Source organism: Streptomyces sp. E-08, from assembly GCF_049913095.1.
Taxonomy (GTDB): domain Bacteria; phylum Actinomycetota; class Actinomycetes; order Streptomycetales; family Streptomycetaceae; genus Streptomyces.
This window is the reverse complement of record NZ_CP183971.1, coordinates 8,587,463-8,612,121: the sequence shown is the minus strand read 5'-3', so window position 1 is coordinate 8,612,121 and position 24,659 is coordinate 8,587,463. Positions and strand designations below refer to the sequence as shown.

Sequence of the window (24,659 nt, the reverse complement as noted above, 5' to 3'; positions counted from 1 at the left end):
TCCGCTCGGCGAACTCCTTGCGTTCGGCCATCGGCTTCGACAGGTAGTCGTTGACGTACGTCTCGGCGTCGGTGGCGGGCCGCAGGCCCCGGTACAACTCAGTGAGCTGCGGGGCGAGGTCGGGGCGAGCCGCGGCCGCGTAGGCGTTCACCTTGTCGTACAGCTCCGCGCCGGCGAAGCCGCTGTCGTCGCCGACGAAGCGGACCGGGTCGTTGGGGTGCTTGACGTTGTACGCGCGGATCCACTGGAACAGATCGCGGTACTCGGCGTTGTTCCACCACCGGTAGGTGCCCTGGAACTCCTCGTCCATGATCTGCTTCAAGTCGCCCTCGCCGCGCAGGAGGTAGGCGTCCAGTCGCAGTCCGGTGCTCCACGGGGTTTCGAGGGCGAAGGCCCGGAAGCCCTTCTCCTCGACCAGGTACCGCAGGATGCGGTGCTTGACGGTGAGGAACTCGTGCGAGCTGTGGGTGGCCTCGCCCAGGCCCACCACCCGGGCGTCGCCGACCATCCGGCCGAACGGGCGCAGGTCGGCCAGACCGCCGCGGGGCTCGGGTGGTGCGCAGCGGTGGGCCACCCGGCCCAGGGCCGCCTCGGGGGAACGGAACGCGGCGGCCACGGCCCCCTGCGGGACGGCAGGTGTGGAGGAGGCAAAGGCCGATATGGCGGCCGGGGCAGGTGGGGTGGCGGCGGAGGCGGCCGGGACGACGGCCAGGGTGGCACCGAGCGGGACGAGCAGGGCGGCGAGCAGGATCTTGTGCGTGTTCATGGACCCCACTCTCGCCACGCGGGGGCACCCTGGACCATCCCGTGCACCCCCCGACCGGCCGGGGAGTCTGCTACACCCATCAAGGAGCGGGAGGCTAGGACCCCGGTGCCGGTTCCGGTCGAGGATGGGCTTCATGGAGTCGTCGATGGACAGGATGAAGCAGGCGGAGACCTGCTGGGGCTGGGGCGTGCCGACGTTGAACCAGACCGGGGAGTTGAAGCTGAAGATCTGGTGCAGGAGGGCGTAGGCCAGCTCGTGCTCGAAGATCTCGGCGTCGGCGGGCGAGGCGAAGTAGCCGTAGTCCTCGCCGGCCTTCGTGTACGTCTTCACGATCCGGTCGATGAGCTGCTTCGGCTGAGCTGAGGGGTGGCCATGCCGGACGGCTGGAGAAGAGGTCCGCTAGTCGATTAGCGGCCCCCGGCGAAGGGCCCCGGCGGTGAGGTGGCTGGCAATGACGACCGCGCGCGAGCGGCCCAGCCCTCCACCAGAAGTGCCATGGCCAGGGAAAGCGGCCTGGCGGGAAGCCTGCTACGGGGTGGGGCCGCTCCCGTGCCCTTACTGAGGCTCACCAGTCCTGGCCGAGGTCCGCTGGTGCCTATCGGTGCCTGGCTCGGCTAACCTGGCGTAGACGCTCTGTCTACAACCGCTTCGGCGGGGTGGAAACGACGAAGGCCCGGAACCGGCTGCAACCAGTCCCAGGCCCTCGCCTCAGGGTGTGACTACCGAGCCCGGCCGACTTCATCCCGGCCGGGCTCAGTCATGAGCCGACCAATTCGTCCGGTCCCTGCCACCTCTAGCCCAGCCAGAGAGTCACGATCCTGTCGATGAGCACCCCGACCAGCGGCACCGCCAGCCAGTCGATCACCGCCTGCCAAGCGCGGCGCTTCTTCTGACCAGCCGGTGGCTGCTCGTTCTCGGGCATCATCTGCCCCTCCCAACCCGGCCCGCGGATCCCTGAGCCCCAGGGCACCGTCCCCTTGTCGGGACGGAGACTTGAGGACCGGCCTCAGGAGGAACGACACAAGCATAGAGCCCCTATGAGGCCTCGTCAGAAAAGGGACCACTACCTTTGGGCGGACGGTGCCATCCAACCACTAGATCTTGGGTTGCTGGCTACGCAAAGCCCTTCACGTGTCGCGGCCTCCGCACTCAGGCGGATCTGCGCCTGAGGGGGCGACACGGGACGGTGCGTCGACCACGGGCGGCCCAGCGGCGAAGGCCACCGTAACGACCGATTCGGGACGCCGGAGCGAATGCACCTGTAAGGCAATCTGCGATTTTTCACTCGCTCCTGTGTTCGGTGCAACCTTTCGAAAGCCACTACCGTTGCGCCGGCCCGGAAGACCGTTCATTAGAGGCCGACGGCGTGACCACCGCGGACAGTGCCACCATCACCGCCCAGGACCGCTCCCAGGGCCGACTCGAGCCGGTACACGCCATGAATGACGTGAGCATGAACGGCGAGGAGCCCGGGCGACCCGCCCGCGCCCTCCCCGGACGACCTCCAGGCATCCGCGCCGACAGCTCCGGACTCACCGACCGGCAGCGCAGGGTCATCGAAGTCATCCGCGACTCGGTCCAGCGCCGCGGCTACCCGCCATCGATGCGGGAGATCGGGCAGGCGGTCGGCCTCTCCAGCACCTCCTCGGTGACGCACCAGCTCATGGCGCTGGAACGCAAGGGCTTCCTCGAGCACGACACGCATCGGGTCGACGACGACGAGCTGTTCGTCCTTAAGGTCGTCGGCGACGAGGTGATCGGGGAGCGAACGGCCGCCAGCGGGACGCTGGTCGTCAGGACGCCCCGGTCGCCTGTGGCAGCACCGGTCGACGACATCAGGTTGCGGTCTGCGGTGTACCAGAAGCCGGGCAGCGAGGACAGCTATCAAAGTTGATGAGCCGTCGTACTGATCGTTCAGGGGCCGTGTCTGTCTCCCGTGGTCACACTCGCGAGACGAACTGGGGGTGGAGGGCGTTTCCCAAGGTCAGGCGTGTGACGCCGTCTTGTGTGACTTCTCGTGTGACCACATGTGTGACCACGTAGGGCCTTCAGTCCGTCGACACGAAGCCCGCCGCCCCGGCGGCTGGGATGGCCGGGTCCCGGGGAATGTGGTCAGGCTCCGATGCCGACGGAGGAGACGTGGGCGTAGGCGTTGTAGTCGGAGTCGAGGTCGCTGATGACGTCGTCCCAGATCTCGTCGACGGTGCCGGCGTCCTGGGCGGCCCAGGCGTCGACGAGGTCGCCCCAGATGTAGCGGACCGTGATGGACCTCTGCTGAAGGGTGGGGCGGAACCGTTCGGCCGGGACCTGGCTCTGGTCGACGGGGTAGATCTCCATGCGGCGGCCGCGGCCGTCGTTGTCGAGGTGGCGCTTGAGCCATCCGGAGCGGATCAGGTTCTCCCGCCGCCGGCCCCAGTACGCGCTGTCGATGCGCTCGCGGTTCGCCTTCGTGGGCGTGGACTTGCCCTTCATCCAGGAGCGGATGGTGCGAGCGGTGACGCCCTGCTCCTTCAACGCGGCGCGGCCGGCCGGGCTGTCGAGGTAGCGCAGGCGGGCAGAAAGGCCTCGCTTGGTGGTGACGGGCGAGGAGATGCCGGAGGAATAGACGATCCGGTTGAGTTCCAGAATCAGGGCTTCACCGCCCTTCATGCCCCGGGTGTTGAACTTCCCGAAGTCTCCCCATCGGGCCCACAGATCGGGCGATCCCGTCATCAGCGCTTACCTCCCAGAACATAGGTGGTCTTTTCCTTCACCTGGTTCAGGTCACGGCCTTCCGGGAATACAGATCGCCAGTCACCCGCGACGTGAAGTTCGTCGGTGCCGGAGATTTCCACGACCTGAAGCCCGGCCTTGTGCGCCTTGTGGGCCTTCATCCACAGATTCGCGAACGCCTTAGCGCGGATGATGTGCATCCAGTCGGGGCGGCGGATCTCACGATTCGCGCTGGACTCACCAATGGTCGACACGAATTTAGAATACATGGCCTTCACATACGCCACGGTCAATTCATCGCCTTCGGCCAGGGCGGTTTTCCGGGATTCAGCCAGGGCGCGGCGGAGCTTTTCCAGCAGTGCCTCGGAAGCGCCGGAGACGAGGGAGCGGTGGATCACCGGGGCATCCGTGAGATCCTGGCGGGCACAGTCGAACAGCAGGCGCAGCGTGGACTCGCTGACCCACAGCTCCCCCGGTGCCACGCGGTTGCCCAGCGGGTTGGGGAGGTCGGGGTGGTCCCAGTCGGCGGGGGTGATGAGGTGGACGCCGGCCTTCTTCGGGTCGTGGACGCCGCTGGTGTCCTCCCGGAGCTGGCCGATCGGCAGCCACGCCTTCATCGCGGACAGGTAGGCGGCGTTCATGTCGAGCGCGGTGACCTGGATCTGCGTGCCCTTCTTGGCCGCCGAGAAAAGCTCGGCGTTGCGCCACTTCGGGCGGCCCTCCCAGATTTCATCCGCACCCTTCTGGGACTTCTTCCGCAGAATCTCCTGTGTCGGCGGGAATTCCGAATGCTCGTACCGGCCGCCCACCCGAGACGCTTTCAGGAACGTCATCACGTCGGGAATGGCCGTCTTGATCAGTGCCGCCTGCGCCGCGTCGACATCGCCGCCGCACTCGGCCAGGACGTCGTGCACGCGGTCGGTGATCTGCTCCACGAGCGTGCCGGAGGCGTACCCGGGCGCGGTCCGCTGCGGTTCGGGCTTCACCACCGGTACGACCGGCGTCGAGACCGCGGGCTGACTATCTGCGCGCTCGGGCGCGACGGGCGCGGGTGCAGTCTGAGCGGCGAGCGGGGCAGGGCCGGCGGCGGGCGTCGGCTCCGAGTCGACGGCCGGAGCGACCGGGGGTTCGGCGACCGGCGCCGGCGGGCCGACCGGAGCCACGGGAGCCACGGGAGCCGGGACCTCCTCGGCGGCCGGGGCGGAGGCCTGCGGCGTGCCCGCGGCGGCGACGGCCGCTGCGCACTCCTCCGCCGTCAAGTGCTGCGGGAAACCGTCCAGTTCGTGCTCGGCGGGCTGCCCGCACAGCACGCACGGCCCGGCCGGCGGCACGGCGGCGGGGCGCTCCGACTGCACGGGGGCAGAGGGCGTGCGGCCGGTGCGGATGAGGGCGGCGGCTGGTCCGGGGCGCTCGCGTTCCAGGGGGGCCAGGGTGTTGGCCGCCTTGTCCAGGAAGACGGTCACCGCCGGGGCCGGGCGCTCGGTGGCGGCGGGAAGCGACGGGGCGCCGGCCGGCTGGAGGCTGGAGACCGAGCCGTGCAGCACGCCGGCCGCGTGCGTGGGTCCGGCCAACAGGTCGAGCGGGTGCAGCCGGTAGTGCGCGGCGAGGAGGTCGACGTCCTCCAGCGACCAGTGCGCGCGGCCCGACTGCTTGCGGGACACCTGCGTCTGCGCCTGCCCGATACCGGCGGCCAGATCGGTCTGCCGCTCTCCGGTCCGCGCCATGAGCGCCGCGACCGTGAGCCTGAGGATCTCTTCCGTACCCATCACGGATGCCATTCTAATACTCCTGATGCGTTTTTGGCATACCCGATGCGGAAGTTAGGCCCTTCGGGGGTGTGTCATATCGGGGTTGATCCGGCCGAGGTGACGAGCGGTCAGAGGCTGGCTCGCGCGGTTGCGCGCTGTAGACGCGCAGGACCACGCCGGCCGGGGTGAACCAGGCATTGCATCCGTTACGCAGGGACGCGGGGTGGAGGCCCGGTCTGCGGTCTCCACCCCGGCCACGGGCGCGGACGCCCTGTGCCGCTACCTGACGGTCACCTGTTCTGCACTCCTGGCCGGCGGCGCGCCAGGCACGTCGGTGACGGCCTGCCCGAAGGACGGGGCCAGGAGCAGCCCCAGGACGCCGGCCACTCCTACGGCGGAAGCGATGGCCGTACCGAGGTCTCCGCGTCCGGCGGTGCCATGAGTGGCGCGGGCGGTGTACTTGAAGACCACGATGTCCAGGTGATCAACCAGAGGTATCTGGAGTCGAGCACGATCCTCACAACCCACGTCGGTATTGCCGACTGGGCAGGCGCCTTCGGCGACGCGACCGTTGCCGCCGCGATGTTCGACCGGCTCCTTCACCGCGCCGCCGTCGTCGGCTTCGACGGACCGTCCTACCGGCTCCGCTCCCACCAGTCCCACGCCGACAACCTCCGCAAAGGAGTGACCGGACGTGCTGGTTGAACTCCGGGCCTGTCCCATCTGCTGGACTCAGTTCCAGGTCAACCCCCAGGCAACCCGCCACACATACTGCACCCCTCGCTGCAAAGCTGAAGCAGCCAGGCGACGCCGTGAACGCGACGAAGCCATCACCACAGCGGAGACCGACGTGGTCACGCGGCAGTCACCGGCCCCCACACCCCTGACGCCGACAGCTATCCGCGACTGCCCGCACTGCGGCAAACCCGTCACCATCGTGGCGCTTCTCGCCACCCCCGAGGCTGCGCGGCCCACCATCCCCGCAGCAAGTCCCGATGTCTTCCCCATGCGTCGCAGCTGAGCGGACGCACGTCACTGACCTTGTCGGCCTCAGGCGGCGGCAGGGTCAGTCGGCGTTCTCGAACGAGGCACCGATGTTGTTCCACATGAAGGCGTCCTTCCAATCCGGTCGCCCCTTGGCCCAGCCGCTCAGTGCGACGATCACCTTCTCCTGGGAGATCGTCCGGGTCTGGTAGAGCTCTGCCGCCGTCCCGTCACGGAACTCCAGCTGATAGGTGTTGTCGTCCCTCAGCCACACCTGCACATACCAATCGCCGGCCGCCTCATCATCGACGCGCTCGACGATCACGAAGGCATTGCCCCGGCCGAGGTTCGCCACCATCCGACTCAAAGCCGTGGGCCCCGGATTCCTCACCCGACGATTGTGCTCGTCTCTTGCCTGCAGCATGGCCCGATCGTCCCCCACAGCTCTGACACCCGGTCGAAGAGCAACCACGCCACGCCCACTCTCGCTCCCCGCGTTCCCCAGTTGGTTCACTCCGTGAACCAACTGGGGCGAAGAGTAGTTGTGAGGGAAAATTCGGGATCGGCATCAGCGGTACGGGTGGCGGTGGGGGCGTGGTCGCTGCGCAGGCGGTGGTGGGGCGGATTCCGGGGACGGCGCCGTAGAGGGCGAAGCAGACGGCGTCCAGGACGCTGGTCCTGCCGGCTGCGGTGTCGCCGCGCAGGAGGAACAGGCCGTTGCCGGCCAGGGTGTCGAAGTCGACGCTCTCAGTGCGGGCGAAGGGGCCGAAGACCTGGACGGTTGCGGTGGTGCAGGTGCATCAGCGGGCCTCTCGTGCCGCGGCGTGGATGCGGATGCTTTCCAGTCCTTCGCGCAGCAGGTCCTGCTCCTGGCCGGTGCCGGGGACGTTGGTGACGTGGTGGACGAAGCCGAGGGTGATTCGTGGTCGCTGCGGCCGTTGACACGGGTGCCGTAGGAATCGTCGCCGGTGTGGTGGCCGGCGGTGAAGCTGAGCTTTGGGATGTGGGGGAAGCGTTCCTTGAGGCGTTCCACGGACATGTGCGGGCGGTCGGGGTCCGTGAGGGTGACATGGAGCCAAGAGCTTCCGAGCCCGGTGTTCTGAGGGTCGGCGAGCAGGGCGTCCAGGGTTCCGGTGAGCCGGGCAAGGGTGCGGGGCACCGGGCAGCCGATCCGCTGATCGTCCAGGCGCCCCTGCACGTCCAGCTCGATGAGCCACATCGCCTTGGGATGGTCTGCTGCGGAGACGGAGCAGGCCAGGGGCGATCCGCTGTAGCGGACGCGGTCGCTGATCTTCTGGCAGCGGTGCAGGTGGCCCAGGGCGACGTAGTCGATGGCGCCGAACACCGAGGCGCTGACCGAGGGCACGCCGCCGGCAGTGATGTCGCCTTCGCTGTCGCTGGAGTCGGCTCCGGTGACGAAGGCGTGGGCAAGGACGACCGACCGTGTGACGGGGCGAGTGGCGAGGTCGGCACCTACCTGGTTCCATCGCCGCTTCGAGCACAGCCTGATGGCTGGGCCTGTCCGCGTCGAAATGGGCCCGGACCAGAACGGGTTCGAGGCAGGACAGGGCGTAGAACGCCACCGGCCCGTGCTCGACGTTCAGGACGGCCGCGCGGGCACAGTCGCCCACCGCGCTGCGGAGGTAGATCCCGGAGCGTTCGATCAGGCGGGCATTGCCCCCAGCCGGCACGGGGAGTCATGGTTGCCGCTGACATCACCAACGGCACACTCACGCCGACGAGTTCCTCCAGGACCTGGTCGAACAGGCCGATCGCGTCGAGCGACGGGGCACCGCTTCGGTCAGCTGGGGAGCGTAGGCGCAGCCGCCGGGTTCGGTGCACTGGCCAGGCCGGTCGAACACGTCGCCCGCCACCACCACAGCATCGACACGCTCCTCCCGGACGGTGTCCACGAGGAACCGGAGACCCCACCCCCAGACTCTCCCAGAAAGGATCGCCACCGGCTCCCTCCGCACCGGTAAAGCCAGAGGCAACGTACGATTCCGTTGGCCCAGCTCCTTTTTTGTCTTCGTTCTGAAGACGCAGGGGCGCGAGGACACCTTCGATTAGGCAAGGCGCTCCCCTGCCTCACACCATCAGATAGGCAAGGCGCTCCCCCGCCTCACGCCATCAACCGCTGCACCGGACGCCCGGCCCCCCCATCACCGCGCAAGAGCGACAGGGCCGGTCGACCACTCAGTTGCTTCGCGGCTCACTGCCGTCGCAGCCGCCTTGTCGCGAGAGGTACGGGCGCATTCGGCATCCCGAATTCGCACGCGCGCTCAACTCTCCAGAGGTACTTCGTCGGCTTGGATTCGGCACACCGCGCCGGACAGCCGCGCACCTTGCTTCCTCTGCGACCCCGGGATCCTGAGCCAGCGACTGCCGCGGACCTGCTTGGTCGACAACTCCGCACGCCTTGGACAGCTGGGCTTCACCGTGGGTGCGTGCGTTTTCTCCGCCCTGCTGGTTTTGTTCACGCCTTCGGACAGCGGTTGCTCAGCACTTCGGGAGTCGCCCACCGGGCTGGATGTTTCGATGCTCATGAGATGTGACAGCACTCAAGTCGCCCGTCGCGAGGCGGCGCCTTGCGACGCGGCCTACCGCAGCACCGCGTCCAGCAGGTCCGCGCCCAGGGAGGCGGTCGCCCGGCTGCCCAGCACGTCGTGCACGTACCGGCCGCGCCGGACAGCGGTCAGCAGACCGGCGCGGCGCAGCGTGGCGAGGTGGCGGGAGACCTGGGGGCGGTCAGTTCCCGTTCTGCGGCGAGTTCGCCGGTGGTGTGGGGGCCTCGGGCCAGTGTGCGCACGAGCCGTGGTCTCAGAGGGTGGGCCAGGGCCTGCAGGCGCCGTACCACCACGTCCATCGGGACGCGGCCTGCGGTGCCGGGCTGGGCGACCGAATACTGCAGGACCGGCTGCCAGCCGGGTGCGTGGACGCTGACCAGGTGGGGTGCGCCGAAGACGGAGGGGATGAAGGTGACGCCCGTCCCGGCCGCGGTGGTGCCGATGTCCAGGAGCTTGTCGAGCACGATCCGGCGCCGGCCGCGCCCGTCCGTGTCCTCCTCCAGGGTGGCGGCCGGGGAGATCGCGGCGAGCATGGTGGCCAGGCCCTTGCGGGCCGGCAGGTCCGCCTTGTGGCGCAGGTCTGCTGCTGGCTGCGGCCATTCGGCGCCAGGTCTCGTCGAAGAACGCCGGGCCGCACCGCTCCAGGGTGCGCCGCAGCCGGGACCGGACCGCCGGCGGGTCGGCCGGCAGCTGTTCGGCGAACGCCGCCTGCTGCGGTCCGCGCGCCTGCGCCCGCTCCAGCGGCCGCCCGCGCGCCTCGGCGTCGGTGCGTGGGGACGCGGCACCGTAGCCGGTCCGGTCCGGTCCGATCCGCCGGCGGTCACCAGCACGGCCCTGACGAACCGGCCGTCGTCGACCTCGTCCAGGGCGTCGAGGTCCTGTGCGAGCGTCGCCTCGGGCCGGGCGGGCAGCAGGAAGAGTCGGCCGCGAGGAACTCCACAAGAACTCCGCCTCACCCAGCCGCTCGGCCGGCGCCCCGTCCAGCCCGGCGCGCACGCGCGCCGCCCAGGAGACGCCGGCCGCATGATGCCCAGGCGTGGCCGGCACGTGCAGCATCGCCGACACCTCGGCCCACGGGAAAGCAGCGAACAACAGCCGCTCCGGCGGCAGGTCGGTGATGTCGACGACGACACTCATGACCCCGTCCTCGCAGGTCACAGCCGCTTCCCCGGTGTCGATTGGCCAGGGTCGTCAATCAACGTGACCAGGACCGGGCCTGCTCGCGAGGGTGGCGCTATGACCTCGACCGCCTGCACCGAACCGGACCCCTCCACCTCCTCGACCGTGACAGAGGGGCGCCCTGGCTGGCCCACCCTGCTTCGAGCGGGCGGCGGGCCCCGCTACGTCGTCGCGCTGGTCACCGACGCTGTCGGCTCCGGACTGCTGCAACCGTTTCTGCTGCTGTACGCAGTCCAGGTGCTGCACCTGTCCGTGGCCCAGGCCGGGCTCGCGATGACGATCGGCCTCATGACGGCGCTCGCCACCGTGCCGCTGCTCGGCCGCTGGATCGACCAGGGCGCCCGCTCCACCGCCGTCGCGGCAACGATCCTGATCCGCGTGCTGGGCGTCGCGGTGCTACTCGCGGGCAGCGCCCTGGGCACCGCGCCGCTGGTGGGCTTCACGGTGGCGGCGGTGTTCCTGGGCATCGGCACACAGTGCTGGCCGGCCGCGCACGCCGCGCTGGTGGCGACGGTCGCCGAGGAGCACCTGCTGGACGGCGCGCTCGCGGCAGGCCGGGCGGTGCGCAACGCCGGTCTCGGCGTCGGCGCGCTGCTCGCAGGCGCGGCAACGACCGGCGGCCCCGGAGCCCTGCGCTTTCTCGCCGCTGTCAACGCCCTGGGCTACCTGGTCGCGGCGGGAGTGGTGTTCACGCTCCGGATCCGCGGCGTGGCGCTCACCGGGACCGCACCGGCCGCGGACAGCCGGCCGAACCGGCGCGGGGGCGTGAGCGTGCTGGACGTCGCCAACCTCTCCTACGCCTTCAACTTCAACGTGCTGGAGGTCGCCCTGCCCGCCTTCCTGGTCACCACGCTGCACGCGTCCGCCGCCTGGAGTGCCGGGATCTTTGTGAGCAACACCGTGCTGGTGGTCCTGTGCCAGGTCGCCGTGGTGGCGTGGCTGGCACGCCTGGGCCGGCGGACGGCGATGGCCGCGGCAGGGGTGGTCCTGGCGGCGTCCTACCTCGGCTTCTGGCTTGCGGGATCGGTCGGCGGCGCCGGGGCCGCCGTGGGCGTGGCGCTGATGTCCGTGGTGCTGACCCTCGGCGAGATCATGTACACCGGCAGCGCGACCGCCCTGGTCATCGCGACCAGTCCCCCCGACCGTCTGGGCGCGGCGCTGGCCAGGTTCCAACTCTCCAGCGGCATCGGACAGGCCGTCTCACCAGCCGTGCTCACGGCTCTGCTGTCCCTCGGCTCCGCCGCGCTCTGGCTGCCCCTGGCCGTCGCCACCCTGCTCGGCGCCCTCGCATTCGGCAGGAAGCAAGGTTCGGTGTAGTTCGTTTCGAGGGACCCCAAGGGGGTGAGAGACCCCTCTGGGTGAGGGACCCCATGGGATGGGGTCGAGCCTGAGATCCCCGGCGTTGTCTCGGAGTGCCGCGTCGACAGGGACAGGGCTGACGTGGTGGGTGACTCTGCCAGGTACTCGCTGAAGGGCCGGCGCATCGCGCAGCCGGGCCTCGTGGGCGCGCAGGTCACCGGTTGGGAGCCAGCCATCCACCATCGGTCCGACCCTCAGGCTCGCGATGGGTGCTGCCCGAAGTCATGAACCGTTCGGCTCTTCCGACGGCCCAGGCCACTGCCCAAAATTGGTGAACAAACGCTGTCGGTTCCCGGGCTCTGGTCCAACTTCTGTGGTGTGCCTACTCGCTGTGCACGTTGATCTTGCGGGCCCTTCTGCGAGGTCGTCTGGATCCGCCGGTACCGACCTCGTCTGGGCTGATGGTTCCGGGCTGTGCGCGAGGTACTCTCCGGCTGGAAGAGCTGCTCTTCCAGCCGGCTCCCGGGGATCAGGGTGGTGTCGGTGCAGGACGACGGCGACGTGGTCCGAGTCGGTGTCCGATGTCGGACGGCCGGGGCTCAGTGTCCGGCTGCGGGAACTGTCTGGGACGGGTGCACGTGCTCACCCAGCTCCAGGGCGACCAGCTTCCGCAATGGATCGCGGCGGTTCGGGCCGACGACGTTCCCCGCCACCACACCTTCGTCAACAGCCTCGAACGGGACCTCGCCGCCGTCACCGCCGGCCTCACGCTGCCCTGGAACTTCGGCATCGTCGAAGGCCACGTCAACCGGATCAAAATGATCAAACGCCGGATGTACGGCCGAGCCGGCTTCGGCCTGCTGCGGAAGCAAGTCCTCCTTGCCTGACCGCTCTGTCGCTCGCTGAGTGGATCCGTCAGCTGATCGCAAACGGCACGGGATCCAGGCCCAGCTTGCTCCGGCAGGAGTCGACGGCCCGTGTGACCCAGGCGATCACGGCGTCGCGATCTGCCGCGATCGCGTGAAGATCACGCGCCTTCTCCTGAGCTTCGACCATCCACTTGGCCAGCGCGTCCTCTCGCAGGACTCGTTCGAAGTGATCGCGGGCCGTGTCCGGGTCCCCCACCAGAGCGGCTGCGATCCCAGAGTCGAAGCTGTCCCAGAGGAATCCCCGCCGCACAGGCCTGGACGTCAGATGCCGGGCGACGTCCGGCAGAGCTGAGAACTCCTCCCTCAGCGCTGTCACGTTCACGGCCGCCTGGCGACTGAGTTCGAGTGCCAGCGGCATGAACTGGTCCTCGGTGCGAAACAGCTCGGAGCCCACTCGGACTGCCTCCACGTGGAAAGCCAGGTGGTCCACGTCGTGCCACAGCCACATCGCACCGACGTACAGGCCGCTGCCGGCAAGCCGCGACGGGGTGAACTCCACAACCGCGAGCCACCATCCGTGATCATCAATCCACAGCCTCGACCGTCCGCGCTGAGTCAGGCCGAGCGGTTTCAGGGACTCTCGCGCGGCCGAGGTGATGATACGGAGCACCGGACTGCGATCTGCCATGACCGGCATTATCGACTGCCCCACCGACATGCCGTCGGTCGTGGTGGCACAGCATCATCGCGGATCTGTTCACCAACACTGAACGTCACCGCTCCACAGAAGTTGGACCAGAACCGGTTCCCACGGACAGAGCCACCCTGCCGACGGACCAGGCCCGCACGCTCTGCTGGTCAGACTTTCTCGCCCCTCACAGCAATCCCGCAACCGCGCACCCGCCTGACGCCGCGGACTTGCCGCCTCCAGTGGTCACCGACACCACCCGGCAAGAACGCCCAACGGTCACAGCACCCCCATTCACCAGGGCAAAGGACCTATGAGGCTCACAGCCCGGTCACTTACTGGTCCTTTCGTGAGTTCGGTGGGTGTGATGGCTGGATGGTCATCAGGCAGGTGGGGGCGAGGAAGGACCATGGCAGGTGGGGGTTGTTGTTGATGCGGTGGATGACCCTTTCGGTGGCGTCGGCGACATCGGCGAGGTGGTCGCCGGCGAGGTCTGCGAGGTCACGCTTCTTGAACGAGGACCACAGCAGTTCCATCGGGTTGAGCTCGGGCGCGTAGGCGGGTGATCGCTCCAGGTGGGCCAGTGCTGTTCGGCGGCCCAGGCGCGCATCGCCCGGCTCCAGCGGGCAGACAGGCCGTCCCGCACGAGGACCGCTCGCTCGCCGCTACAGAACACCTTCACCTGCTCCAGGACCTCGATGAGCCCACGGTGTCGTGGCTCCCCGGCCTGAGGTGGAAGCACAGGCGGGCCCCCCGATCGGGGTCGGTGCAGTGGTAGCCCGGGGCCCGGCCGTCGAGGCACGCTTCCGGTTCAACCCGCGCCGCGGGAGAGGCGTGTGGCCATGCGGCAGGGCAGCGCGGCGCCTCACCGCAGTTCGAACCCGTGCCGGAGAAGGCCCCAGTGCCCGCATCGGGCCGGGCCGACCACGCACCCGCCACGACCGCGTGCGGGCCCACAAGGCATACGCCTCCCGAAAGAACCACCCCTACCTGCGCCGACGCGGGATCCGCTGCACCATCCCGGACCAGGCCGACCAGGCGCGCGACCGGCACAGGCTCGGCCCCCGCGGCGGCCGGCCGCCGACGCGGTGGCGATCCACATTTCGACCCGGTGTCGACCACCGCCGGCGCCATGCGGCCGAGTGCGGCATCAACCGCCCCAAGAGACATCACGCTGTCGCCACGCGCCATGACAAGCTCGCCGTCCGGTACGAGGCGACCGTGCTGGTCGCCGTCCTTGACGAGTGGCGGGGAGAGGCCCCCTGCCGGGACGATGCGTCGGTGAACTCAGGACTCCCGGCCGGATGGACGATTGAACGCGTGCGCGCTCTGTCCGGAGACCCCAGCGCCGTCCCGCTCTCCCCCGATCGGCTCGTAGTCGTCGAAGCCGCCGGTCAGGACGACTACGAGCCGCTCCGGCCCGATGTGATCCTTGCATTCCACGAGTTGTGCCTCGCGAGGGACGACGGTGAGTGGTTCATGGGGCAGCTTGACGATGACGGCTCGGTGATCTGCTGGGCCTCCTACGGATCCGACCTGGTCGAGGCCATCCGCAGCCTTTGAACGACACCCCGCATCTTCAGCCACTTCCACAACACGCCCTGCGACGCAACGACCCCACCCTGATCTGCGACGACACGAACCCGGCCTTCTGGGGCGACGACTTACGGCCGCGGCCGCAGCCGGTCAGGACGCCTTCTCGAAACCGTCCGCTGCGAACCGCGGGCACGACGAACGGGATTCCCCTGGACGTGAGCAGCCCGGATACGCGACCTTGCCGGCCGGGAGCCGGGCCGCACCCCGCAAACCCTGGGATAATCAGGACGTATGGGCCTGCGGTTCTTCGACGACAGGCGTCTGGCGTGTGACCTGTACGCCGCGGCGAGCCAGAACACCGGCTCCGAGCAGGTCGGAGCCGGGATCTCCCGCGTACTCGCCCCGATCGTGGCCCACGACGCGCTGAGCCTGGTGGGCACCGACCCCTCATCCGGTCCCGGCCTGGGCACCTTCAGCTTCTGGCACCAGTACGACCCCGGTCTCGTCCGCGAACTCGTCCTGCACCGGCACCTGGGGGACGACCCGCTGAGACCGGCGATCCCGACGCTCCTGCGGACCCCGGCCGTCGTCGCGGGCACGGGTACCGGCGAGCAGCCCGTACATGATCCGCACACGGGGAAGATCCTCACCTCCCACGGGGCGAGCTCCGAGCTGCGCCTGCTCCTGAAGGACAGGCGCGGCGTGTGGGGAGCCCTCGGGCTGCTCCGCAGCGAAGGCGCCGCACCGTTCAGCCAGGACGACGCCCAGCAGGCCGCCCGGCTCGTACCGGCGCTCCTGGCCGCCCTGCACCGGTACGCGACGACCGGCCCCCTGTGCCCCGAGGTCCCCCCACAGGCGGCGGGGGTGATCACCGTCGGTCCCGACCGCCGGATCAAGGCCGTCAGCCCCCAGGCACGGCTGTGGCTGGACCAGTGGTCGGCGCACGCCATCCCCTCGTGGGCCCCGGAGGCCTTCTTCGTCTCGCTCTCCCTGGCCGCACGGGCGCAAGCCCGCCGTCCGGGCGGATCGATGCCCCTGGTGTGCGCGCCTCCGGCCGTCTGCGGCCGCTGGACCACCTGCCAGGGCCAGGTCCTCGACGCGGACGCCACGGGCGATGTCGCCCTCGTCGTGCGGGGGGCCTCCTGGGACTCGGTCCTGCCCTCGCTGTGCGAGTGGTACCGCATCACCCCCCGGGAACGTGACGTCGTCGCGCAGCTGCGCACAGGGGCGTCCGTCAAGCAGATCGCCCGTCGCCTCGACCTGTCCGCGTACACGGTCAACGACCACCTCAAGGCGGTGTTCCGCAAGACCGGAGCAGACGGCCGCGACGAACTCAGCGCGGCCCTGACCCGCTGACCACCGGTGTCCATCCCTGATGTCAGGGGGCCCCAGCGACAGCACGGCGGCCCACCCTGGGAAGGGAAACCGCACCACCGATCCGAAGGGACAGGGCCATGACCCACAACGATCTGGTCGAACCCACCCGCGCGAGCGGGGACGGGACACGACTGAACCCGGAGATCGCCGCCACAACCCATGACGTCCGAGGCCACGGCGTCTTCGAGCAGATTCTGGACGCACCCGGCTTCCCAGGCGCCGGAGGCATGATGCTCGCCGGCGCCACGGAGTTCAGCCCCGTCACCGGCGACCCCATCATGGGAAGCGCCGTCGTCACCCTGCACAACGTGGTGCCCCTGAACGGGGCCCGCGTACAGGTCCGCGTGGAAGTGAAGTGGCCGGAGGACCTCTCCATCAGGATCCAGCTCTTCTACCTCCTCTGAACCGACCCGGGAGGGGGGCGCGGCGAACCGCGCCCCCCTCGCCCCCGATGACCGCATGCTGACGCACGACCCGGCCTCCTCGATGACCGCATGCCGACGCACGACCCGGCCTCCTCGATGACCGCATGCCGACGCACGACCCGTTCCCCTCGTCGGCGAGCAGCACCTGCGCGCGCACCGCCCCGAGCGCGACGAGCCGAGCGCGACGAGCCGTCAACGCGGCGAGGTGCTCATCGGCCCAGGAGCCGGTGCCCACCCTCACGTCGAGGTGCACCCGGTTCTTCACGACCTTCCCCTCGGGAACGCGCTGGAAGGACAGACGCGGGCCCACACCTGACGGATCCGGGCAGGCGGACCAGGCATCCCGCTTCTCGACCGGCAGCGAGAACGAACACGCGCCGCAGGTCGGCGAACCCCTCCGGCGGCGGGGACGGGGGCGTACCCCCACACCTCACACCACAAACACGCGACGCGCTCGGGCCGCGCGGGCTTGCTCTGCCTTCCAGGACATGCGTTCTGCGGCATCCCGACAGAAGCGAAGTCGCTCTCCGATCCCCCTCGCCGCTGGTGCAGCCGCCGTTGTCGCACATGGCCGTCTGGGGGCGCGGCCTCATCGATCTTCTTCAAGCCGGTGTCCTGCAGCCGGTGCCAGAAACCGATTCAACGCCGCAAGGACGGCTGGACCCGGCGTTGGTGCTCGCGCACGTGCCACCGGTTGTCCCGCGGCTGGTCTGAGCAGCCGAAGAAGGCCAAGCAGCCGACCGGCTGATCGCACAGAGCACCGCAAGGCAACAACCACGATGGTCAGCCTGCGCTGGCGCAGAGAGCCATGTGGTCACCCTTCGCTGACACAACCGGCTTTGATCAACTCTCCCTGGCAATCCACCGTCCGCTGTCACAGGTCACCGGTACAGGGTTTGTGCCGGAGCGCGATAGCGGTCACCTGACCGCGACGGTTGTCCCAAGGGCTTCACGACGAGGCTTGGAACCGATCATCCGTTTGAGTGAAGGCGGTCGATCGATGACGCTCCGGGTGACAAGGGTGTCCAGGATGATCACCGCGCAGTGATCGCACGTGACCCACGGGTATCCGGCGGGGCGTACTCAAGAAGAGGGGCAGCACCATGCAGGCATCCGTAGGAGACCGCTACATCGGCAAGAGCAGGATGGTCGGCCAGGACAGGGTCGGAGAGATCATCGAGGTCAAGGGGCCTGACGGAATGCCGCCGTACCTGGTGCGGTTCACCGACGGGAACGAGTCTCTCGTCAACCCGGGTCCCACCGATGTGATCCAGCCCGCCGGCACTCAGAACTAGGTAGACCGCGTCCCGGCCAGGCGGTCGAGGCCGGGGAGGTCGAGATGCCGTCTGGGCAATGAGCTGCTGAAGCGCTTGCCGGGCAGGAAGCGGGAGTCGTTCGGGCCCGCGCCCAGCGACGCCCCTGGCGGCCCGGCACCGCTATGCCGGGCCGCCGACTTTACCGACGCATCAGCCAAGGTCAGGTTTGCGCACTCAGTGCGCCGGAGCGCGGCAATCGTCACCGGGTGCACTGGTACGCCCCGGGCGCACTGCGAGACGAATCGCCGCGGTTGCCACCCCCTGGTCCCGGCACCTGTCACCAGCTCGCACACGGGGCGAAAGGTCCGCTCGGGGAACTGCCCGCGTTCGCGCCAGGCGAGGTGATGCAGATCGACTCGACCCGCTGGACGTGCTGGTCCACCGGGACGACGGGATTGCCGGCAAGGTCGAGCTCACCGGAATGATCGAAGTCGCCACCAGGACAGTGACCGCGGCGGTCCTGCGGCCCACCACCAAGCCGGTCGCCGCGAGCCTCCTTCCGGCCCGCACCGTCACACCGGAACTGATGCGGCCGGGCTCGGCGGACGCGTTGCGGACGACACGACCGGTCCTGCCTCACCGCCCGCTGCTGACTCCGGACGAACGACTGGAGCACGCGGCGGCACGGCCGGTGATCACCTCATCACCCCCATGCTCGAAGAGCGACTCGCTCCGTCAGAGGCCTGGGACCGGATGATCAACGATCACGGAATCCCCCTGTCCCGGACCCACTCGGCACCTCCATCAACAGATGGCACCTTGACCACATCCGCAAAGGCCACCCGCCCATCGCGACCTACCAGCCCGATCGAGCCCCGAGTTACAGGTCGAGATAGTTGATACGTCGAGATAGTTGATACAGGGAGCGGAATCCCACCTGAGATCTTGGGCAGTTCTGATCACTATGGCTGTCACAGTCCGGTCGTTCCCACTGTCACCAGCGCCTGCCCCTCGGCCACACTGTCGCCAGGAAGTCACGACGCCTCTTCTGCTTGACCCCCCGCGCGGGCGACGCCGAAACCGGTCGCAACGTCCGCGTCCGGTCTCTACAGTCGCCGCATGGCCACCCAGGACGAGCACCCAAGTCAGCCCGACATCACCGCGATGCTCAACGACCAGACCAGTGCCTGCAAGGCAGCACGCGACACCCTCGCCGCCGGCGGCGAGGTAAAGCTCTACGACGGACAGCCACCGCAATGGATGGTCGCCGGCATCGCCGCGACAAGGCTGAGACGATCATTGAAAATCGGCCTGACGACCCTCGGCCTCGACGAATCCGTCGAGATCCTCTCCCGCCACCGCGGCGAACAGTTGCGTACCGGCAACATCGTTGCAGCGGACCGGTCCTGGTTCTTCACCCTCTACTTCGACGCCACCGGAACCGAGCTCCTGGCATGCAGCGGCGTCAAGAACGAGCGTCCCTCGCAGGACGACGGTCAAAAACTCCAGCTGTAGAGGCCACCACCCAAGTCCACCGCAAACACCGCGAGCCGCGCAACTCCCAGCAAGACCACCAGTAGATCACCGTCGGTCAAGTCACCCCCACCCTCGGACCGGACCCGCGCGGTCCAGCGGGCAGCAAGCTCTTCCAGCTCGGCGGAAGTCGCATCCGCCAGCGCCCGGGTCAACCGCTGCGGCACAGCGAACACCTCAATGCCATCGTTCAAGGGGGCGGTGACCCACTCCGGCCACGGCCGCCACGCATAGATCCGCTCAGGAGGCGGGACCTCGGCCGAAGGCTCCTCGAAGTACATGTCCCACTCGGCAATGGCCGTGTCCGGCTCAATGAAACGGCACGTCACGGACTCGAAACCCTTACCAGGCCCCCGCAGGCGCGTCGCAGCGGCGGTCTCGTCGTCAGGAGCAAGGAAGATCACTATCTCGTGGGCCATCTCAGCATGATGGCAGCCCGCCGAACCGATGTCGGCGACAGACATCGTGACCAGGCACCCACTGCCTCGACCCGCCACATCCCGCGACGGCCGTCACTCACACTTCAATGAGATCGCTCAACCCTCACTGCGACAGGACACGCGTCCTCGCCCAGGAAACGCGGACACGGACGCACACGGAGTCCGCCCGCCCCCGCACCCCCACGGCCATCACCGCCCAGCGGGCGGCGCCGGCCGATCCGCCTCTCCGCCGAGGTCTGCTTCCCCCTACTGGGTCCGCCCTCACCCGGCCACCGGCCGGGCCGACCCCCTGCGCCAGGTCCGGGACCGCCTGCACGACCACGGGGAGACGGCAACATGACCACAGGGAGGTGGCAGCATGACCACAGGCCCGACAGCGAGGACTAGCAGGTCACTGGGGCTGAACATCTAGATGACGACTCTCTACTGACAGCCTCACGCAGAGCATCATCCCGCGCATCCTTGCCTCGGCCCGCCCGCAGAAGCGCACTGGCGGCCAGGAGCTGGAGATCGCCTCCATGGCCGACGACCCGGAGGGCACGTACGGGGCGTGGCTCGCGGAGCTCGGACTCTCGGAGGCGATCGAGCGCGAGATCCTCGCCGGGTTCTAGATCGACGTCTTGGACATCCGCGACCCCTCCCCCGTCCTCGGGGAGTCCGAGGAAGCGCAGCGGGGCCGGCGCCTGGCGCTGCTGCAGGCCGCGCTCCTGGAGCACGCCGCGGCGTACAACCTGCGTACGGTCATGACGTTCCACCAGAAGGTGGAGGAGGCGGCCGCGTTCGCGGAGAAGCTGCCGGAAACGGCGGCCGAGCTTTACGTCAACGACGCCTCCGATGAGGACCTGTCCGCCGCCGACAAGCTGCCGAAGTCCTCGATCGACGCGGAGTTCTACGAACTCGAGGCCGGCCGCCACCGTACCCCCGGACCGGGTGTGGTCGGCGTGGCTGTGCGGCGACCACCTCGTCACCGAGCGCCGGGAGGTCCTGCGCCAGTTCGCCAACGGCATTGACGCAGCCGGGCGCCGGGTCCACCGCGCCTTCCTCGCCGGCTGCCGCGTACTCGGCGAAGGCGTCGACATCACCGGCGAACGCGGAGTCGAGGCGATCTGCTTCGCCGACACCCGCGGCTCCCAGGTCGAGATCGTCCAGAACATCGGCCGGGCGTTCCGACTCAACCGCGAGGGCTCCACCAAGGTCGCCAGGATCATCGTGCCCGTCTTCCTGGAGCCCGGCGAGGACCCGACCGACATGGTCGCCAGCTTCCGTCCCCCTGTAGCGGTCCTCCAAGTCCTCCGCAGTCACGACGACCGCCTCGTCGAGCAGCTCGCCTCCCGCGCCCTCACCAGCGGCAAGCGCAAGATCCACGTCCGGCGTGACGAACACGGGCAGATTTCGCCCCCGGCGGCAAGGCTGACGGCGAGGACCAGGAGGACGACGACACCCAGGCCACCGCCGAAGCCGCACTGCTCCACTTCTCCAGCCCGCGCGACGCCGCCACCACCGCGGCGTTCCTGTCCCTGGTGTGGCTGGAGGGCTACCAGGCCCTGATCCGCTGGCGGACGGAGAACGAGATCACCGCCGTCCACACCGTCCCACACGACACCGAGGTCGAGGTCGGCGTCACCAAGAACTTCCCGCTCGGGCGGTGGGCACCAGCAGAGCAAGGCACTGCGCACCGGAGACCTCGCAGATCAGGGGTGCAACACGGCTCTGTTGCACCCCTGCTGTTGCACGGGGGTGTTGCTGTCGCCGTGGGCCGGATGGATGAACGCAGGCACTCCAGCTCAGGGCACTAGCTCACGACCGGGACACCGCCGGTGGCGACGTAGACCGAGTCGTAGACCCTGCGCTCGACGCCGGGAGCCGGAAGGTCGGTCAGGCCGTTGACCGGACGCGTGCCCTCACCGAGCAGCATCGTGGTCGAGCCGCCGCCGTCCTGGTTGAGGGCGTCCATGGCGCCGAGGGCCTTCAGCGGTTCGGTGACCTCTGCGAGGAATCCGCCGTCGGGGTAGTACTGGTCGCGCGGACCGCTCAGCGCGACCAGTAGGGTGCGACCCTGGTCGTCGACACCGATGACGGTGCGGGAGTCCCGGCAGATGTCGGTCTTGGCCTGGGGGGTCGCAGCCGAGAGCTCCTTGACCTTGCCGTTCTCGTCATAGAGGCGGGCGCAGCTGCCGTGGGCGTAGCCCGTGGCTCCCGTGCTGCCGTACTTGTTGACGCCGTCGCGCATGAGCAGAGATCCGCCGTTGACGACGTCCACCGTCTCGTCCAGGAGTATCTCCCGCTTAATGCCGTCGGCCTCGAAGCGGTGGTCCCAGAGCTTCTGCGTGACCGTCAGGTCGGCCTTCTTCTCCACCTGTTGGCGCAGCCAGTCGACCTGGTGGTCCCCGATCGCCTGGAGGACGTACTGGCCCTTGCCGACGGTACGTCCGCCCCGGCCCGGACCGCCGTCGATGATCTTGCCGGTCGTGCTGTCCAGCACCACCTCGTACCCAGCCTGGTCGTCGGCGGTGATGTCCTTGTTGACGTCCGGCTTGGGCGTCGTCGTCTTGTAGGAGTAGTTGAACAGCACGAACTCGGTCGGGTCCGTGTAGGCGGTCAGCTTCTTTTCGTAGGCGTCGTAGTACGGGCCGAGTTCGCCGGCGGTGTCGTCGGCGTCGCGCGGGCACCCCAGGGCGCCGCCGGGGTTCCGGTTGACGTCGTCCACACGCTGGGTGGCCTCACCGTACGGCTGCTCCTGCGACAGACTGCTGGTCACGGTGATGTCGGTCTCCAGCTTGGTGATGTACGGAACGCCGTACTGGAGCACTGCGCTGTAGCGGTTCTTGCCGAGCAGGCACGAGGCTCCCAACACCTCCCCGTCGCGGACGGTGGCGCCGAAGGTCTGAATGGTCTCCGGTACGTCGTCCGTCGTGACCTCGGTGCCCTCGTTCATGAAGTAGCTGCCGTTGATCGCCGCGAGGGGGGCCTCGGGCATGGCTTCCACCATCTCCCGGACGGTCTCCCTGGTTCCGGCCTTCCTGCCGAAGGTGCTCTCGATCCGCACGGCGCCCTTGGCGGGGTCGATCCGGATGACGTTCAGCTCACGCGGGTACGTGCGCTGCGCGATCGGTGAGGTCTCCTTGTACCGGAAGTACTCCACACCGGGCGCGAGCAGCCTGCTGTCCGCGGTCTGGGCGGTCCAGCGCGCCAGCTCTGGGGCGGACGGCGGTTCCTCGGCCGCGCTCGTCGAGCCCGGGGAGGTGAAGAGGAGCACCGAGCCGAGCGCGGTGGCGGCAGCCACCAGACGCGCGCCGCCGCGGTGTGCGGTACGGGGTGCGGGGGGTGTCATGACAGGCATTCCTTGTCCGTGGCGGAGTCGGCGTCCGGGGTCCTGAGCCGGTGCGACTGGAAGGACTTGTCGAAGGGGACCGTGAGCGATGTGCTGTCGCCGGCGTTGACCTTGTACGCCTTGGCGGCGGGCTGCCCGGTCTGCGTCCACTCGCCCGTCCAGGAGGCCCCGTTGAAGAAGCAGGCGACCTTCTCGGTGCGGTTCATGACCGACCGCACGTTGTCCGCCCAGACTCCGGCGAGGTATCCGGCGTGGTCGTTCGGGGTGCCGTACATCCCGCCACGGCCGTTCGGTTCCTTGAAGATGCACAGCTGACCGACGGGGCAGCGCTCGTATCCCGTGAAGCAGGCGCCCTGCGAGGGGGTCAGTTTGTGAGAGGTCACCTGCAGACCGAGCGTCTTCAGGTCGCTGCGGGCGCCCGGCGGGATCGCCTCCACGGTGCCGCCCAGGTACGTGTTCGCGTACACGCAGCCCCAGAAGTGAGTGTTGTTGTACACGGACACGGCCTTGTCGTCCCAGCCTGAACCGGTGACGGTGGCGGTGCCGTCGAGCGGGAGCCGCAGGCTTTCGCCGGTGCCGCCGGCGCCCTGGTAGAGGCAGAGGGACGGCTTCTCACAGTCGTCGTAGACGGCGCTCGCGGGCAGGGCGAACAGGACCGAGCAGAGGAGGGCGAGGGCTCCCACGACGAGGGAGCCCCGCAGAATATTGATCTTCACGGGCTGAGAGTCTGTCAGTAAATGTCGATGCGTGGGGATGCGTTTTCGAGCGGGCGCGGGACGGCGCACGAGGTGCTCTTCGACAGGTCGATGCCTTCGGCGGCAAGCTGCTCGAGGACGGCTCCGGGAACCCGTACACGCGGCTGTCGGGCAACGCGGAGGGCTCCCGCAAGGACATCTACTTCAAGGTGCCCTTCGCGCACTGGGAGCAGGGCTACAACCGCAGCCCCCGCACCGCCTGCTCTTCCGGCACACCGCGGACGGCGTCCGCGAGCCGCGCAGCGACCGTCACCGCCCATGCGCCGGCCCCACGCCGCTCGGTTCGCACCCTGCCACCTGCACGACCGCAACCGGCCGACGGCCCCACCCCGGTGCCCGAACCCCTGGCGCCAGCATGCGCAACTGGGCCATCTCAGGAGACGACCCCTTGGAGGCCGTTGCTTACCGATCATGGAGTCTGACGATCGCACGGGAGTCCCGAGCGGGTGAACGCGGGCCTTGCCCGGCATGAAAGCAGAGCCTGGCGGTACAGGGGGCAAATCCCGAGGAGCGGATGGCCGCTGCTACGGTCGGGCGCCATGAGCTGGCTTCCCGATGATTTCGTCCACCCCGTCCTGGTACCACTGCCGGGCGGTGGTCATCACCTGCGGCCGATCCGGGAGGCGGACACCCCGCTCGACTATCCGGCTGTGATGGGCTCGCGCGAGCGGCTGTGGACCATCTTCGGCCCGGCCTGGGGCTGGCCCGCGGCCACCATGACCTACGAGGCCGACCAGGCCGACCTCTTGCGGCACGAGAAGGAGATCGCCGCGCACCAATCCTTCAACTACGCACTGTTCGACGCGGAAGAGACAGCTCTGCTCGGCTGTGTCTACATCGACCCACCGCAGAAAGCCGGCGCGGACGGCGAGATCTCCTGGTGGGTGGTGGACAAGCTGGTGGGCAGCAAGATCGAGCAGAACCTCGACACAATGGTGCCGCAGTGGATCGCCGCCGACTGGCCGTTCGAGCAGCCTCGCCTCCTCGGCCGCGAGATCTCCTGGCCGGACTGGCTCGCCCTGCCACAGCACCCCGACGCGTAATCGGCCGCCCTCAGCACGACGAGAGGCACGTCGTGCTGAGGACAGCTGAGGAGATAGAGGCGATCGTCGCCGGCTTCGGGCCGATCGCCGCCCGGTACACCGCCAGCAGCGCCATCCCACTGCCCCGGATCGCCGAGGCCATCGGCACACG

20 protein-coding genes and 9 pseudogenes are annotated in these 24,659 nt (G+C 68.9%); 13 read left to right on the top strand and 16 right to left on the bottom strand.

Annotated features, from left to right (window positions below; translation table 11 throughout):
* The 3 genes and pseudogenes from ACN9MM_RS39440 to ACN9MM_RS39430 form a co-directional block, all read right to left on the bottom strand.
* A partial coding sequence (locus tag ACN9MM_RS39440; RefSeq protein ID WP_426368951.1) for an erythromycin esterase family protein occupies positions 1-508 on the bottom strand: 508 nt, incomplete at its 3' end.
* Between the two features lie 357 nt (positions 509-865).
* Positions 866-1,117 (bottom strand): annotated as a pseudogene (locus ACN9MM_RS39435) (hypothetical protein); the annotation flags it as partial.
* A gap of 442 nt (positions 1,118-1,559) precedes the next feature.
* The gene (locus ACN9MM_RS39430; RefSeq protein ID WP_426361658.1) at positions 1,560-1,688 is read right to left on the bottom strand and encodes a hypothetical protein; all 129 of its coding nucleotides are present in this window, start codon (positions 1,686-1,688) and stop codon (positions 1,560-1,562) included.
* A 444-nt stretch (positions 1,689-2,132) separates the two neighbouring features.
* Between ACN9MM_RS39430 and ACN9MM_RS39425 the strand changes: the two are divergent.
* Positions 2,133-2,585: pseudogene (locus tag ACN9MM_RS39425) on the top strand (hypothetical protein); the annotation flags it as partial.
* A gap of 293 nt (positions 2,586-2,878) precedes the next feature.
* On the opposite strand, the gene ACN9MM_RS39420 reads toward ACN9MM_RS39425, so the two are convergent.
* Positions 2,879-3,478 carry a hypothetical protein gene (locus tag ACN9MM_RS39420; protein ID WP_426361659.1) on the bottom strand — a complete coding sequence of 200 codons (600 nt, stop codon included), beginning with the start codon at positions 3,476-3,478 and terminating at the stop codon, positions 2,879-2,881.
* Entirely contained in the window at positions 3,478-5,256 is a 1,779-nt protein-coding gene (locus ACN9MM_RS39415) for an acyltransferase (RefSeq protein ID WP_426361660.1), read from the bottom strand. The genes ACN9MM_RS39420 and ACN9MM_RS39415 overlap by 1 nt, the downstream gene beginning before the upstream one ends.
* Positions 5,257-5,706: 450 nt before the next feature.
* Between ACN9MM_RS39415 and ACN9MM_RS39410 the strand changes: the two genes are divergently transcribed.
* The gene (locus ACN9MM_RS39410) at positions 5,707-5,931 is read left to right on the top strand and encodes an ATP-binding protein (RefSeq protein WP_426361661.1); all 225 of its coding nucleotides are present in this window, start codon (positions 5,707-5,709) and stop codon (positions 5,929-5,931) included.
* Positions 5,932-6,292: 361 nt separating this feature from the next.
* Here ACN9MM_RS39410 and ACN9MM_RS39405 read toward each other — a convergent pair whose 3' ends face one another.
* From ACN9MM_RS39405 to ACN9MM_RS39385, 5 genes and pseudogenes are all read right to left on the bottom strand, one after another.
* Positions 6,293-6,634 (bottom strand): hypothetical protein, encoded by a 342-nt coding sequence (locus ACN9MM_RS39405; protein ID WP_426361662.1) that lies wholly within the window; start codon positions 6,632-6,634, stop codon positions 6,293-6,295.
* A 149-nt stretch (positions 6,635-6,783) separates the two neighbouring features.
* Positions 6,784-6,989: pseudogene (locus ACN9MM_RS39400) on the bottom strand (AAA family ATPase); the annotation flags it as partial.
* A 248-nt stretch (positions 6,990-7,237) separates the two neighbouring features.
* Positions 7,238-7,429, bottom strand: a pseudogene (locus ACN9MM_RS39395) (exonuclease SbcCD subunit D); the annotation flags it as partial.
* A 1,476-nt stretch (positions 7,430-8,905) separates the two neighbouring features.
* Positions 8,906-9,310, bottom strand: coding sequence for a DUF5937 family protein (locus ACN9MM_RS39390; protein WP_426368952.1), 405 nt, complete (start codon positions 9,308-9,310; stop codon positions 8,906-8,908).
* A 70-nt stretch (positions 9,311-9,380) separates the two neighbouring features.
* Positions 9,381-9,914, bottom strand: a pseudogene (locus ACN9MM_RS39385) (DUF5937 family protein); the annotation flags it as partial.
* A gap of 99 nt (positions 9,915-10,013) precedes the next feature.
* Between ACN9MM_RS39385 and ACN9MM_RS39380 the strand changes: the two are divergent.
* Both ACN9MM_RS39380 and ACN9MM_RS39375 read left to right on the top strand, forming a co-directional pair.
* Positions 10,014-11,273 carry an MFS transporter gene (locus ACN9MM_RS39380; protein WP_426361663.1) on the top strand — a complete coding sequence of 420 codons (1,260 nt, stop codon included), beginning with the start codon at positions 10,014-10,016 and terminating at the stop codon, positions 11,271-11,273.
* 620 nt (positions 11,274-11,893) lie between these two features.
* Positions 11,894-12,142 (top strand): transposase, encoded by a 249-nt coding sequence (locus ACN9MM_RS39375; RefSeq protein ID WP_426368953.1) that lies wholly within the window; start codon positions 11,894-11,896, stop codon positions 12,140-12,142.
* Positions 12,143-12,170: 28 nt separating this feature from the next.
* On the opposite strand, the gene ACN9MM_RS39370 is transcribed toward ACN9MM_RS39375, so the two are convergent.
* Entirely contained in the window at positions 12,171-12,812 is a 642-nt protein-coding gene (locus ACN9MM_RS39370; RefSeq protein WP_426361664.1) for a hypothetical protein, read from the bottom strand.
* 335 nt (positions 12,813-13,147) lie between these two features.
* A complete protein-coding gene (locus ACN9MM_RS39365) occupies positions 13,148-13,348 on the bottom strand; it encodes a hypothetical protein (protein WP_426361665.1) in 201 nt (66 codons plus the stop codon).
* 311 nt (positions 13,349-13,659) lie between these two features.
* On the opposite strand from ACN9MM_RS39365, the pseudogene ACN9MM_RS39360 reads away from it, so the two are divergent.
* The 4 genes and pseudogenes from ACN9MM_RS39360 to ACN9MM_RS39345 form a co-directional block, all read left to right on the top strand.
* Positions 13,660-14,060, top strand: a pseudogene (locus ACN9MM_RS39360) (IS5 family transposase); the annotation flags it as partial.
* A gap of 72 nt (positions 14,061-14,132) precedes the next feature.
* Positions 14,133-14,375, top strand: coding sequence for a hypothetical protein (locus tag ACN9MM_RS39355; protein WP_426361666.1), 243 nt, complete (start codon positions 14,133-14,135; stop codon positions 14,373-14,375).
* A 264-nt stretch (positions 14,376-14,639) separates the two neighbouring features.
* A complete protein-coding gene (locus ACN9MM_RS39350; RefSeq protein ID WP_426361667.1) occupies positions 14,640-15,704 on the top strand; it encodes a helix-turn-helix transcriptional regulator in 1,065 nt (354 codons plus the stop codon).
* A 98-nt stretch (positions 15,705-15,802) separates the two neighbouring features.
* The gene (locus ACN9MM_RS39345) at positions 15,803-16,129 is read left to right on the top strand and encodes a hypothetical protein (protein ID WP_426361668.1); all 327 of its coding nucleotides are present in this window, start codon (positions 15,803-15,805) and stop codon (positions 16,127-16,129) included.
* 121 nt (positions 16,130-16,250) lie between these two features.
* Here ACN9MM_RS39345 and ACN9MM_RS39340 read toward each other — a convergent pair.
* Positions 16,251-16,654: pseudogene (locus ACN9MM_RS39340) on the bottom strand (VOC family protein); the annotation flags it as partial.
* Between the two features lie 599 nt (positions 16,655-17,253).
* Here ACN9MM_RS39340 and ACN9MM_RS39335 point away from each other — a divergent pair.
* The 3 genes and pseudogenes from ACN9MM_RS39335 (at position 17,254) to ACN9MM_RS39325 (ending at position 18,921) form a co-directional block, all read left to right on the top strand.
* Positions 17,254-17,445 (top strand): DUF1918 domain-containing protein, encoded by a 192-nt coding sequence (locus tag ACN9MM_RS39335; RefSeq protein ID WP_426361669.1) that lies wholly within the window; start codon positions 17,254-17,256, stop codon positions 17,443-17,445.
* 308 nt (positions 17,446-17,753) lie between these two features.
* Positions 17,754-18,103: pseudogene (locus tag ACN9MM_RS39330) on the top strand (integrase); the annotation flags it as partial.
* 422 nt (positions 18,104-18,525) lie between these two features.
* Complete coding sequence (locus ACN9MM_RS39325; protein ID WP_426361670.1) at positions 18,526-18,921, top strand: hypothetical protein; 396 nt, start codon at positions 18,526-18,528, stop codon at positions 18,919-18,921.
* On the opposite strand, the gene ACN9MM_RS39320 is transcribed toward ACN9MM_RS39325, so the two are convergent.
* Positions 18,903-19,358 carry a hypothetical protein gene (locus tag ACN9MM_RS39320; protein ID WP_426368619.1) on the bottom strand — a complete coding sequence of 152 codons (456 nt, stop codon included), beginning with the start codon at positions 19,356-19,358 and terminating at the stop codon, positions 18,903-18,905. The two genes, ACN9MM_RS39325 and ACN9MM_RS39320, sit on opposite strands and share 19 nt — an antisense overlap.
* 473 nt (positions 19,359-19,831) lie before the next feature.
* Here ACN9MM_RS39320 and ACN9MM_RS39315 point away from each other — a divergent pair.
* Positions 19,832-21,074 (top strand): annotated as a pseudogene (locus ACN9MM_RS39315) (DEAD/DEAH box helicase); the annotation flags it as partial.
* A 97-nt stretch (positions 21,075-21,171) separates the two neighbouring features.
* Here ACN9MM_RS39315 and ACN9MM_RS39310 read toward each other — a convergent pair.
* Together ACN9MM_RS39310 and ACN9MM_RS39305 are read right to left on the bottom strand one after the other, a co-directional pair.
* The gene (locus ACN9MM_RS39310) at positions 21,172-22,710 is read right to left on the bottom strand and encodes a phosphodiester glycosidase family protein (RefSeq protein ID WP_426368618.1); all 1,539 of its coding nucleotides are present in this window, start codon (positions 22,708-22,710) and stop codon (positions 21,172-21,174) included.
* Positions 22,707-23,426: a peptidase inhibitor family I36 protein gene (locus ACN9MM_RS39305; RefSeq protein WP_426368617.1), complete on the bottom strand. Its 720-nt coding sequence runs from the start codon at positions 23,424-23,426 to the stop codon at positions 22,707-22,709. The genes ACN9MM_RS39310 and ACN9MM_RS39305 overlap by 4 nt, the downstream gene beginning before the upstream one ends.
* A 578-nt stretch (positions 23,427-24,004) precedes the next feature.
* Between ACN9MM_RS39305 and ACN9MM_RS39300 the strand changes: the two genes are divergently transcribed.
* A complete protein-coding gene (locus ACN9MM_RS39300) occupies positions 24,005-24,508 on the top strand; it encodes an N-acetyltransferase (RefSeq protein WP_426368616.1) in 504 nt (167 codons plus the stop codon).
* Positions 24,509-24,659 lie beyond the last annotated feature (151 nt).